At 64.5% G+C, this 11,905-nt stretch carries 13 protein-coding genes; 10 read left to right on the top strand and 3 right to left on the bottom strand.

Translation table 11 applies throughout. The features are described 5' to 3' along the window. The first annotated feature begins 36 nt into the window (after positions 1-36). The 6 genes from motD to LQD11_RS13720 all read left to right on the top strand — a co-directional run bounded on the left by motD (position 37) and on the right by LQD11_RS13720 (position 3,624). Positions 37-927 (top strand): flagellar motor protein MotD, encoded by an 891-nt coding sequence (gene motD / locus LQD11_RS13745; RefSeq protein WP_238618056.1) that lies wholly within the window; start codon positions 37-39, stop codon positions 925-927. Then, the gene (locus tag LQD11_RS13740) at positions 924-1,721 is read left to right on the top strand and encodes a ParA family protein (protein ID WP_238618055.1); all 798 of its coding nucleotides are present in this window, start codon (positions 924-926) and stop codon (positions 1,719-1,721) included. The genes motD and LQD11_RS13740 overlap by 4 nt, the downstream gene beginning before the upstream one ends. Next, on the top strand, positions 1,718-2,419 hold the full coding sequence (locus LQD11_RS13735; protein ID WP_238618054.1) for a chemotaxis protein CheW: 702 nt from the start codon (positions 1,718-1,720) through the stop codon (positions 2,417-2,419). Before LQD11_RS13740 ends, LQD11_RS13735 begins: the two co-directional genes overlap by 4 nt. An 89-nt stretch (positions 2,420-2,508) precedes the next feature. Continuing rightward, positions 2,509-2,979, top strand: a complete 471-nt coding sequence (locus LQD11_RS13730; protein ID WP_238618053.1) for a chemotaxis protein CheW — start codon at positions 2,509-2,511, stop codon at positions 2,977-2,979. Between the two features lie 31 nt (positions 2,980-3,010). Next, a complete protein-coding gene (locus LQD11_RS13725; protein ID WP_238618052.1) occupies positions 3,011-3,235 on the top strand; it encodes a hypothetical protein in 225 nt (74 codons plus the stop codon). Then, positions 3,232-3,624, top strand: coding sequence for a DUF2802 domain-containing protein (locus LQD11_RS13720; protein ID WP_238618051.1), 393 nt, complete (start codon positions 3,232-3,234; stop codon positions 3,622-3,624). Before LQD11_RS13725 ends, LQD11_RS13720 begins: the two co-directional genes overlap by 4 nt. Here LQD11_RS13720 and LQD11_RS13715 read toward each other — a convergent pair. Both LQD11_RS13715 and fliK read right to left on the bottom strand, forming a co-directional pair. Then, complete coding sequence (locus LQD11_RS13715; protein ID WP_238618050.1) at positions 3,609-3,917, bottom strand: EscU/YscU/HrcU family type III secretion system export apparatus switch protein; 309 nt, start codon at positions 3,915-3,917, stop codon at positions 3,609-3,611. The two genes, LQD11_RS13720 and LQD11_RS13715, sit on opposite strands and share 16 nt — an antisense overlap. After that, entirely contained in the window at positions 3,917-5,200 is a 1,284-nt protein-coding gene (gene fliK / locus LQD11_RS13710) for a flagellar hook-length control protein FliK (protein ID WP_238618049.1), read from the bottom strand. The genes LQD11_RS13715 and fliK overlap by 1 nt, the downstream gene beginning before the upstream one ends. Before the next feature lie 131 nt (positions 5,201-5,331). Between fliK and LQD11_RS13705 the strand changes: the two genes are divergently transcribed. Further along, positions 5,332-5,829, top strand: a complete 498-nt coding sequence (locus LQD11_RS13705; RefSeq protein ID WP_238618048.1) for a low molecular weight protein-tyrosine-phosphatase — start codon at positions 5,332-5,334, stop codon at positions 5,827-5,829. Between the two features lie 35 nt (positions 5,830-5,864). On the opposite strand, the gene LQD11_RS13700 is transcribed toward LQD11_RS13705, so the two are convergent. Beyond that, positions 5,865-8,789 (bottom strand): Rne/Rng family ribonuclease, encoded by a 2,925-nt coding sequence (locus LQD11_RS13700; protein WP_238618047.1) that lies wholly within the window; start codon positions 8,787-8,789, stop codon positions 5,865-5,867. Positions 8,790-9,216: 427 nt separating this feature from the next. Between LQD11_RS13700 and LQD11_RS13695 the strand changes: the two genes are divergently transcribed. From LQD11_RS13695 to LQD11_RS13685, 3 genes are read left to right on the top strand one after another with little or no spacing between them, the layout of a single operon-like run. Further along, positions 9,217-10,188: an RluA family pseudouridine synthase gene (locus tag LQD11_RS13695; protein ID WP_338081495.1), complete on the top strand. Its 972-nt coding sequence runs from the start codon at positions 9,217-9,219 to the stop codon at positions 10,186-10,188. Positions 10,189-10,200: 12 nt separating this feature from the next. Then, positions 10,201-10,881 carry an HAD family hydrolase gene (locus LQD11_RS13690; RefSeq protein ID WP_238618045.1) on the top strand — a complete coding sequence of 227 codons (681 nt, stop codon included), beginning with the start codon at positions 10,201-10,203 and terminating at the stop codon, positions 10,879-10,881. Between the two features lie 46 nt (positions 10,882-10,927). Then, positions 10,928-11,899, top strand: a complete 972-nt coding sequence (locus tag LQD11_RS13685) for a S49 family peptidase (protein ID WP_040405131.1) — start codon at positions 10,928-10,930, stop codon at positions 11,897-11,899. Positions 11,900-11,905: the final 6 nt, after the last annotated feature.

Here is an 11,905-nt window from a genome sequence, read left to right as displayed (position 1 = left end):
TGGCCGCGGCTCTGAGGAGGTTGCTGGAAGCCTGTCATGTCGAGACGTCGCAAAAAACACGAGGATCATGTCAATCACGAGGCCTGGGCGATCCCCTATGCGGATCTGCTGACCCTCCTGTTGGCCTTCTTCGTGGTGATGTATGCGATCTCGTCGCTCAACGAAGGTAAGTACCGGATCCTTTCCGAGTCTCTGGTCGAGGCCTTCAGGGCTACCCCCAGAACCATCGAGCCGGTTCAGGTGGGTGATCTGACCCGCTCACCACGTCCTTCCGTGGTGGAGCCGCCGCCCATCACCTCTCCTGCGGAACTGGGGCAGATGACCCGCAGCCTGGAAGAGATTCTGGTGGACATGGATCTGGACGGACTGTCGGTAGCCATCGAGGGCATCAATGCCATGGCGGACCAGATCGAGGTGGCCATGGCGCCATTGATCGAGGCAGGCCTGATCGAGGTAGGACGGGATCGACTCTGGATCGAGGTCCAGATCAATACCAGCATCCTGTTCGCCAGCGGCAGTGCCGAACTGGCATCGGAAGCGGTGCCGATACTGGAGAGACTGGCCGCCATCCTGGCCCAGTTTCCCGCGCGCATCCATGTGGAAGGTCATACCGACAATATACCCATCAGCACGCCGGTCTATCCTTCCAATTGGGAGCTGTCATCCGGGCGGGCCGCCACCGTGGTCAACCTGTTTGCCCGCAACGGGGTGGATCCGGAGCAGATGGCGGCCATCGGATTCGGTGAATACCGCCCCAAGGCCGACAATGCGACACCGGAAGGGCGTCTGCGGAATCGTCGTGTCAACATCGTGGTGCTGGCGGGGCGTCGTCCCGGCATGGGAGAGGGTGCCCCGCCGGAGATGCTGCGCGAGGATATCCAGATACTGTTGCACCAGGGACGACGTACTTTGGAGGATCAGCCATGACCGTAGTATGGGCTGTCGCCAATCAGAAGGGGGGGGTGGGCAAGACCACCTCCACGGTATCCCTGGGCGGGCTGCTGGCAGCCAGGGGGCATGAGACCCTGCTGGTGGACCTGGACCCGCACGGTTCCCTGACCGCTTATTTCGGCGGTGATCCGGAAGGCGCGACCGGCGGCGTCTACAGCCTGTTTCACCAGGCCGCGGAAGGCCGGCCGATCCAGGCGGCCGGGGCGGTACGCGCCACCCGCTTCGATCACCTGTACATCCTGCCCGCATCGACGGCCCAGGCCACGCTGGATCGTCAGCTGGGGACCCGGGAAGGCATGGGGCTGGTTATCAAACGGGCGATCCAGGGACTCCAGGGGCGCTTTGAATACGTCCTGCTGGATTGTCCGCCCATGCTGGGGGTGTTGATGGTGAATGCACTGGCGGCCTGCAGCAAGCTGCTCATCCCGGTACAGACGGAATATCTGGCCATTCGCGGGCTGGACCGCATGCTGCAGACATTGAAGATGATCCAGCGTTCCCGCAAGGACAGCCTGGAATACGTGGTGGTACCCACCCTGTTCGATCGCCGTACCCGCGCCTCCACCCAGGCGCTGTGGGAGCTGCGTGACAATTACAGCGACTGCCTCTGGCAAGGCGTGATCACGGTGGATACCAAGTTCAGGGAAGCGGCCATTGCCGGCATGCCCCTGCCCATCATGGCGCCGGACGCCCGGGGGACGGAGGCCTACGCACGCCTGCTGGCGAGCCTACTGGGACAGGACGACTTTCGTCAAAGGGCCGCATCATGAACCAGCGGGATGACAGGCCGGAGGCGCGCAAGCAACGGATCACGGTGGTGGATGAACCCCAGGCACTCACCGCCTATCTGGATGACCTGCTGCAGGAAATTGCGGAAGTCACGCCACGGCCGTCCGCGCCGGAGGCACCGCCGGCCGTCGTCAAGACCGCGCCCGCCGCCCCGGCACGCGCCCTGGTGACCCCGATCAAGCCGGTACCTGTCGCACCGCCGCCGCCCCCGACGGCACCGGTGCAGGATCACCCCCCGGCCTGGGCACGGAAGCCCTTTCAGTGTCTGCTGTTCCGGCTGGGCGGGGTGACGCTGGCGATTCCACTGGTCAAACTGACCGGCATTCTGGCGATGCCCAGGGACATTACCCCCATGCCCGGTCACAGTGCCCTGTTTCTGGGACTGACGGAGCACCACGGCCGCAAGGTGAAGGTGGTGGATATCAGCCCCCATGTACTGCCACCGGATCGTCTGGCGCAAAGGCCGCCTCCCGGCAACCTGATTCTCATCGACGAGGGGCGTTGGGGACTGGTCTGTGACCGGGTGGAAGAGACCCTGACCCTGTCTCCCGAGCTGGTGCGCTGGCGTTCGCCCAGCGGCAAGCGGCCCTGGCTCTCCGGCACGGTGATCAAGCATCTGTGTGCGATACTGGATGCGGATTATCTGGCCCGGAGCCTGGAACAGGGGACCTGGGGCTGAAGGCATTTCCTGCAGCCTGAATTCCAATATCAAGATCCATTGCCGGTCACATGACATGATGCACCCGGCCCGAACAGAGGTTTCATTTCATGGCAAAAGAATCCCAGGCGGCAGCTGCCACTCAGTACGTCACCTTCCGGCTTGCGGAGGAGACCTATGCCATCAACGTCATGCAGGTGCAGGAAGTGCTGCGGGTGACGGAGATCGCGCCGGTACCCGGGGCACCCCATTATGTGCTCGGTATCATCAACCTGCGCGGCAATGTGGTCACGGTGATTGATGCCCGTCGTCGCATGGGGCTGATGGACAAGGAGTCCGATGATGCCTCCAGGATCGTCATCATCGAGGTGGGTGGACAGGTGGTGGGCATCATGGTGGACAGCGTGGCCGAAGTCATCGAGCTGGCGGCCCGGGATGTGGAGCCGGCTCCGAACGTGGGCAACGATGAAAGCTCCAAGTACATCCAGGGCGTGGCCAGTCGTGACGGCGAGCTGACCATCGTGGTTGACCTCAACAAGCTGCTCACCGATGATGAGTGGGCCGAGGTGGCAACCCTTTAAGAGGGATGACCTTCTTTTCCGGAGGCACGCCATGGCCGCAGATCTCCCGATTCCGCCTGCCCACCCACTGGTGCCGGGGCGCCCCGTGCCCGAGGAAGGGGACGAGCGGGGGCGGTTTCCCCGTTCTCCGCCCCGTCGCAAGCGACCGGAAGACGATGCGGACGACGAGAGTCAGGATGACGGCAAGCCGCCCTCCGGGCCGCCGCGCAGGTCTGACCGGGATGATGACCCCAACCACATAGACGAATACGCATGATTCCTTACATCGTCATGACCCTGGCCTTGCTGATTGCCATGGCAAGTGCCGCGGCCTGTTTCTGGCTCAAGCACCAACTGGATGGCGTGCGCAAGCGCCTGAGCCTGCAGGAAACCTCCGTGCTGGCCCTGAGGGGCGCACTCAGTGCGCTGCACAGCGAGGAACAGCAGTTCGAGGCTTATCGCAAGAAGGTGGATCAGCAACTGCGGCGTCTGGCGGAGCAGCAGGAACAGGTGCTCATGCGCGATGTGGACGAAGGCCCTTACCGGCAGGCCATGCGCATGGTCAGACAGGGGGCGACCCGGGATGACCTAGTGGCCAGTTGCGGGCTCTCATCGGGGGAGGCGGAACTGCTGCTGGCCATGCATCGCGATCAGTCCGTGTCCTGATGTCTGCCGGCATCGGCGGGCGTCCTGCCGCTGAGCAGGTAGATGAAGGCCAGGACTTCCGCCACCGCCACATAGAGATTTTCCGGAATCTCCTCACCCAGGGGGACGCGGGAAAGGGTCATGCTCAGGGCGGCATCCCGATGAACGGGCACATCATGGGCCCTGGCGATGTCCAGTATCCGCTCCGCCAGCTCCCCTTCACCCTTGGCCGTCAGGCGTGGGGCGCCGCTGCCGCCGTAGTGCAACGCAATTGCCTGCCGCCGGCCCTGCTTGTGTTCGATGGGTGTCTTCATCAGGCGTGGCTGTCGATCCAGGGGCCGTCCGCGGCGGTGGGCGAGGGTTCCGGGGGTGTTCCGGTGCGGCAGTTCAGGCTGTGAACCTGAAGATTCCTGGCTTCCAGGTTGTCCTTGAGCCGGGGTAGCGCGTCTTCAAGGCGTCGACGTGTCTCTTCCGAGCCGACCCGGAAGTGGGTGCTGACATCCTGTCCCCGGACTACGATCCTGACATGCACCGGTCCCAGTTCCGGCAGATCCAGGGCCAGATCCGCCTTCCAGGCATGTTCACGGGCATCATCCCCGTGACCTTGGCGAGCCTCCCGTTCCAGACGCATATGGACGATGTCGACCCCCTGTTCTGCGCGCAGGGCCAGTTCCAGCAGCCACCGTGGCTGAGAAACCTCGTCCGGTTTTTCCGTGGACGAAAGCTGGTGGATCACCAGTCTGGCCAGGGATCGCTCCACCTGCTGGCGCAGTGCGTCCAGCAACAGAGGGGCGGGCAGGAGTGCGGTACCGGCGGCCGCCGGAGCGCGAGGCTGGGCGGTCGGTAAGGTGTTGGGCAAGGGCGGCGGCAGATCCGCCGTCACTTGGCCGCCCCGGGGCAACGAGGTGCGCGGCTGCAGGGGCAGGGCGCGCAGTTGTTCGGCCAGGGACAGCAGGCGTGCCTTCAGGTCCTGGGGGAGATCCGTGCGCGCCGAAGGTGCGGGGTGAGCAAGCCGGGCTTCGTAGAACAGGCCCGACCCCAGCATCACCTGGCGCAGACCTTCCGGGGTGGCAATGTGTGAGGGGGTGGGCAGGGCCTGCCACAGACGTTGCAAGGCCTGGGTCAGCGGTTCGGGAATCCCGGCGGCACCGGCCTGTCCCGGCTGGTTCAATGCATGCAGGCTTGCCAGCAGGGGAGCCTGTCCCGACTGCTGGGGCACCCATTGTCGGAGCAAGGTCGGCAGGATTGCCTGCGGCGTATTCGGCGATGGAGAGTGTGGCGCGGACTGCAGCGGAGATTGCGGTGTGGAGGGTTGTGGCGACGATGCTTCCCGCAGCAGGGACAGTTCCAGTCTGGGGTTGACGGCGGTGACCTGCATCCGCAGGCTATCCCCGGCGCGCACGACCACCGGCAGGCGCAGTGCCAGGGTTTCACCCGCCAGCCGTAACTGGACGGCATCTCCTGCATTCAGACTGCCGGTCAGAACCCTGGCCTGGAGGATCTGTCCGGTCTGTAGGCGTTGCAGGAGATTGCTCAGCGTGCCGGCCTGCAGGTCGGCAGGTGGGAGACGAATCAGCTGGGGAGCGGAAGTTTCCATGGATGGTCTAACCATAGCCTGCGTCGATGCGCCCTGGCAACGTGCCTGGAGAGTGTCGGGATGGATGATGAATGATCAAGAAATGGTTTCAGCGGCGCAGGCAATCCGGGCCTGTTGACGGAGATTTCAAGATGAAAGTGAATGTCCTGTTCGTTTGCATGGGGAATATTTGCCGATCCCCCATGGCTCAGGGTGTCTTCGAACATCATGTGGCACAGGCCGGTCTTGCGGATCTGCTTCATGTGGATTCCGCGGGGACCCATGCCTATCACGTGGGCGAGCCACCGGACGAGCGGGCGCGGCGCACGGCCCAGGCTCGGGGGATTGACCTGTCCGGGCAACGGGCTCGGCGCATCGAGCGCGCGGATCTGGAACGGTTTGATTACGTGATGGTAATGGACCGGGACAATCTGGAGAACGTCCGCCTGATGGGCGAGGGGCGTCCCGGCATGCGTCTGTCCCTGTTCATGGAGTTCGGCAACCACTGGTCCGAGCGGGAGGTGCCGGACCCTTACTATGGTGGTTCCACCGGCTTTGAGCGGGTCATGGACATGGTGGAAGACGCTTCAAGAGGATTGTTGTTGCACCTCTGTCAGGCTCACGATCTTCCGTTGAAGGGCCGGGGGTAGTCCCCCCGGCCCGGGTGGCGGATCGGGCCTCGCCGTCAGCGATCCGTCGTTTCCTGGCCCTTGCCGCTGTCCGTCGTCGGTGTTTCCTTGCCGTTGTTCACCGGACCGGCGGGCGCCGGTTTGTCGGTGGGCGCGGATTTGTCAGTCGCGGCCGATGGTTCCGGAGCGGTGGCAGTAGCGACCGTGCCGGCATGTTCCTTCGCCGTCCTGGCGGCCTCTTCCTTGCTGGTGCCGGCCGTCGTGCGTCGGCCTTCCCCGCGGCGATTGCCGGCCGGTCTCTGGGCCTTGACGGAACCCGAGCGACGGGGTTCCCGGGCGTCTTCCGCCACGCCCTTGCCACCCTCGTCCGGCTTGGCCGAGGGGGCGGCCTGCAGATCCTTCTCCCCTGCGGTCTCCTTTACCGGTGACGCCTTCTCCTGGGTGGGCTGGGCAGCCTCACGGGCCGGCTCCACCTTGGGTGCCGGTTGCCCGGCAGACTGGGGTTCCGTCGAGACGACCAAGGGCTTGGCCGCCGGCGGCGGGGGCAGCCGGTGGTCAGGGTCGGCGGGGGGGGCGGCTACCGGGGATTCCTGTCCGGGTTGCTCTGTTTTGGGCGTGGTCGCTCCGGTTTCTGCCTGACGCGGGCGCCGATCCCTGGCGCGGCTGTCCTCACCCTCTCCGGAACGTTGCTCCGCACCGTCGGAAGGCGCCTTGCGGCCTTCCTGTGTCGGCTCCGTGGTGGTCTGAGCATCGCCCTGACGATTGTTTTCCGCGCCGCGCGTCTCATCACCCGAGCCTGTGCCGCGGCGACGACGGCGCCCACCACGGCGTCCCCGGCTGCGGGTGCCGCTACCGGTGGCACCGTCCCGGTCCCGACGCTCCTGAGCTGGGGGCTGGGTGGTTTCGCTCGGGCGGGATTCCTCGACGGTGGCCGCCGATGGTGTCTCGGCCGCTCTGGATTCCACGGTTTTGCCGGCGTCGGATTCTTCGACGCGCCTGGACGATTCCGGGCGCTGACCGCCATTGCCGCGCGAGCGCTCATCGTTGCCCGTATCCCGACCGCGGCGGGAACGGGGGTTGCGACGAGAGCGTCCCCTGCCCGTCTCGGCATCACTCTCCTGGGGCTGGCGCTCACGCCGAGCGGGAGGCGTGCCGCTGTCAGCGTGTTCGCCGTGGGCCTGGCCGCCCTGTGACTCAGAGCCGCGGACAGGTTGACTGCGTTGCGCCGGGCGAGGTGGCGTGGCCTGCGGCGCCACCGGGCGCTCTTCATTGGAGAACAGGCTGCTCCAGATGCGGCTGAACAGGCCGGGCAGGGACACCGGAGAGACACCACGGCGATCCTGAGGGGCGAGTGGCCTAGCCCGGGGCTGCATGTCCGGTTGCACCGGGGCCGAGGGGGCAATGGTCTGCACCAGCGCCTTCTCCAGCCGGCTCTTGCGGGTCTGATTCACCAGTTCCGGTTCATCTTCGGTCAGGATCTGATAGCTGCTCTTGCCTTCGAGTTCTTCCGTCACTTCCTCGCCGCGCATGCGCCGTACCGTGAAATGGGGCGTCAGCATGTTGGGAGTGGGCACCAGGGTGATGTCCACTTTGTAACGGCTCTCGATGGTGGAGATCACGTCCCTTTTTTCGTTCAGCAGGAAGGTGGCCACATCCACCGGCAGGTGAGCCAGCACGCGTCCGGTTTTCTCCTTCATGGCCTCTTCTTCCACCAGTCGCAGCACGGACAGGGACAGCGACTCCACGCTGCGGATATGGCCGTGACCATTGCAGCGGGGACAGACGATCTGGCTGGATTCCCCCAGGGAGGGACGTAGGCGCTGGCGGGACATCTCCAGCAGGCCGAAGCGGGAGATGCGTCCCACCTGGACCCTGGCCCGGTCCATTTCCAGAGCCGAGCGTAGACGGTTTTCCACCTCGCGCTGGTTCTTGTTGGGGGCCATGTCGATGAAATCGATGACGATCAGGCCGCCCAAGTCCCGCAGGCGCAGTTGCCTGGCAATCTCCTCGGCGGCTTCCAGGTTGGTGTTGAGGGCGGTTTCCTCGATGTCGCTGCCCTTGGTGGCGCGGGCGGAGTTGACGTCGATGGAGATCAGCGCCTCGGTGTGGTCGATGACGATGGCACCGCCGGAGGGCAGTGTCACCTCCCGCTGGAAAGCGGCTTCGATCTGGCTTTCGATCTGATAGCGGTTGAAGAGGGGGACATGATCTTCGTAGAGCTTGAGCTTGCGCAGACTGTTGGGCATCACCTGCTGGACGAAATCCCGCGCCTGACCGAAGACCTTGGCATCATCGATGATGACTTCGGCGATGTCGTTACGCATGTGATCCCGCAGGGTACGGATGATCACGTTGCTTTCCTGATAGATCAGGAACGGGGCCTTGCGGCTTTCGGCAGCCTCGGCGATGGAGTTCCAGAGGGTCTTGAGGTATTCCAGATCCCACTGCAGTTCTTCCACGGTGCGGCCGACACCGGCGGTGCGGGCGATCAGGCCCATGCCCTGAGGGACGTCCAGCTGGGCCAGGGATTCGCGGATCTCGCTGCGTTCCTCGCCCTCGATGCGGCGTGACACGCCGCCGGCCCGGGGGTTGTTCGGCATGAGCACCAGATAACGCCCTGCCAGGCTGACGAAGGTGGTCAGGGCGGCGCCCTTGTTGCCCCGTTCCTCTTTTTCCACCTGGACGATGAGTTCCATGCCCTCCTTGAGGGAGGTTTTCGGCGAGGCTTCGGGGCTGTCGGGCTGGTTCAGATAGCCGCGGGCAATTTCCTTGAAGGGCAGGAAGCCGTGGCGCTCCGAACCATAGTTGACGAAGGCGGCTTCAAGGCTGGGTTCGACGCGGGTGACGACACCCTTGTAGACGTTGGCCTTTTTCTGTTCGCGGGAAGGCAGTTCGATGTCCAGATCGTAGAGTTTCTGGCCGTCCACCATGGCCACACGCAGCTCTTCCGGCTGCGTGGCATTGACTAGGATTCGTTTCATGAAGTGTGTCTCGGGTGCAATGCCCGGCCACGCCCCGGCGGTCACACGGCGTCGGCGGTGCTGCATGGAGGGGGCGCGCGCCGCCGATCATCAGGGCGCATGCGAACAGCCATGGGAGCACGACGCCCGCATGTGCAGGGCATGGGGGCGTGGGGGCAAGATTGTCCAAAAAACCGCTCAGAATATTCAAAAGGATCTTTTTTCTAGAGCGTGGATATCCATGACGGGGAACGACACATGCCCTCTGGGCAGGCATTCTCCGTTTGGTGTTCTGTCGGTCGCGGGAGGTGGGCGATTCGGGAGGGTTTGCGGCAACCACGAGGCTGCGGGGGCCGCTCCGATATCTGCCGAGTCAACCCAGCGCGACACGTCATGATAGCAATCCGGTAAAATTCCATCAAACCTTTGAGTGACCTGTTATTATTCGATGATGTCCAAAAGCCCCGAATCCAGCCCTTCGACGGTTGTCCACGTCCAGGTCAGCGCGGCCGATGCCGGACAGCGCCTGGACAATTTCCTCCTGCGCCATCTCAAGGGCGTGCCTCGTACCCGGGTCTACCGGCTGCTGCGCAAGGGTGAGGTGCGAGTCAACAAGGGCCGCGCCAAGCCCGATTACCGGGTTGTGACCGGGGATAGTGTAAGGATTCCGCCGGTCAGCCGCAGTGAGCCGCGTCAGGACGACCGGCCGCTACCCCCGGGGCTGGTGGATCTGCTGGAACGGTCGGTGCTGCTGGAAGACGACGACCTGCTGGTGATCAACAAGCCCGCCGGTCTGCCGGTGCATGGGGGCAGTGGCGTGGCCTTGGGGGTCATCGAGGCCTTGCGCAAGATGGGCCGTGGCGAGCCCTTCCTGGAACTGGCCCATCGCCTTGACCGGGAGACCAGCGGCTGCCTGGTTCTGGCCCGCAACCGCCAGGCGTTGCTGGCCTTTCATGAACTTCTGCGTGGCGGTGGGATCGACAAGATCTACCTGGCCCTGCTGGCGGGGCGGTGGCCGGGGGGGGAGCGTCGGGTGAACGCGGGTCTGGCCCGTAATGTCCGTCGCGGTGGCATCCGTCTGGTACAGGTGGATGAGGAGGAGGGCCGTGACGCGGACAGCCTGTTCATCCCGGTGCGGCGTTTTGACCAAGCCACCCTGATGGATATCCGTATCGGCACGGGGCGAACCCATCAGATCCGTGTGCACGCCGCCCATGAGGGACATCCGGTGGCGGGCGATCGGCACTACGGTGATTTCGAGTTCAATCGCCGGTTGAAGACACTGGGGCTCAGGCGCCAATTTCTGCATGCCCGTGCCCTGCATTTCACGCTGCCGGGCAGCGGCCGCACCTATGCCGTCGAAGCCCCGCTGGAACCGGAGCTGGCGCAGGTGCTGAAGCGGCTTGCATCGCTGGATTGAGGTCTTTTCCCCGTGACATCTGAAAACCCCTATCAACTGCTGGTCTTCGACTGGGACGGCACCCTGATGGATTCGGTGGCGCGCATTGTGACCTGTATGCAGTCCACCATCGAGGTCCTGGGTATTGCCCCGTTGCCGGAACAGCGTCTGCGTCACGTGATCGGCCTGGGCATGCGGGAAGCCATCCTGCAGCTCTATCCGGACGCGGACGAGGATCTGTTCCATGCCTTCACCCAGGCCTATCGGGAACGGTTCCTGTTCACCGACGACACCCCCATGCCCCTGTTTGCGGGTGTGCCGGAACTGCTGGATGACCTGCGTGGACAGGGATACTGGTGTGCCGTGGCCACCGGCAAGTCACGGATGGGACTGGATCGGGTGCTGGAGGAAACGGGCCTGGGGCCTCGCTTTCTGACGACCCGTTGCGCGGACGAGACACTCTCCAAGCCCCATCCCCAGATGTTGCTGGGCATCATGGACGAGCTGGGCGTCATGCCGGCGCGGACATTGATGATCGGCGACAGCACTCACGATCTGCTGATGGCCCGCAATGCCGGTACCGACGCCCTGGGTGTCACCTCCGGTGTCCATTCCGCCCGGGAACTGCAATCCCATGCGCCCAGGGGCCTGCTGGAAGGGGTGGCGCAATTGCCGGAGTGGCTGAAACGCCGGTGCCAGGGGTGGTCCTCATAGGGCCTGTGGTCGAAAACATCATGTGCAATCAAGGATACTTCAACCGATGAATGCTTCAATGGATCCCGATGACGGCCAGCGCCGTTCCGCCCCGGAGAATTGGGAGCGGGAGGCGCTGCGCGAGATTGCCCTGGCGGGCGTCAAGGAGCGTCGCGCCGCCCGCCGCTGGGGCATCTTTTTCAAACTGCTGGGCTTTGCCTATCTCTTCTTCATCCTGTTTGCGGTGATGGACTCCATGCCGGGCCGGGACGCGGATCGCAAGGCGCCCCACACCGCCCTGGTGGATGTCCAGGGCATCATTGCCGAGGGGAGTGCCGCCAGTGCCGACCTGGTGGTGAGGGGCTTGCGGGCCGCCTTCGAGAACCGCAATACCGTGGCGGTGATCCTGCGCATCAACAGCCCGGGCGGCAGTCCGGTACAGGCCGGTTACATCAATGACGCCATCCGGCACCTGCGGGAGCAGCATCCCGATATCCCGCTCTATGCGGTGATCTCCGATGTGGGGGCTTCCGGTGGCTACTATGTGGCCGTTTCCGCGGACCGGATCTATGCCGACAGGGCCAGCATCATCGGTTCCATCGGGGTGCGCATGGACAGCTTCGGCTTTGTGGACGCCATCGACCGCCTCGGCATCGAACGCCGTCTGATGACGGCGGGCGGCAACAAGGGGCTGCTGGATCCCTTCATGCCCGTGCAGGCGGATGAAAAGGCCCATGTCCAGGCCATGCTGGATCGCATCCACATGCAATTCGTGGAGGCGGTGAAGACCGGTCGTGGCGATCGGCTGGCGGATGATCCCCGCCTCTTCACCGGCCTGATCTGGACCGGCGAGGAAGGCGTTGAGCTGGGTCTGATCGACGGCCTGGGCAGTGCCGGTTATGTCGCCCGGGAGGTGGTCGGCGAGGAGCGGATCGTGGACTTCACCCGGCGCCAGGATCTGTTCACCCGTCTGGCGGAAGGCCTTGGGGTGGCTGCCCTGAGGGTGTTCCAGGACGGGTTCCAGGGCACCTTGAGATAGCGCCGG

It is taken from the genome of Ectothiorhodospira shaposhnikovii, from assembly GCF_022227765.1.
Taxonomy (GTDB): Bacteria; Pseudomonadota; Gammaproteobacteria; order Ectothiorhodospirales; family Ectothiorhodospiraceae; genus Ectothiorhodospira.
This window is presented reverse-complemented; position numbering and strand designations above follow the sequence as displayed.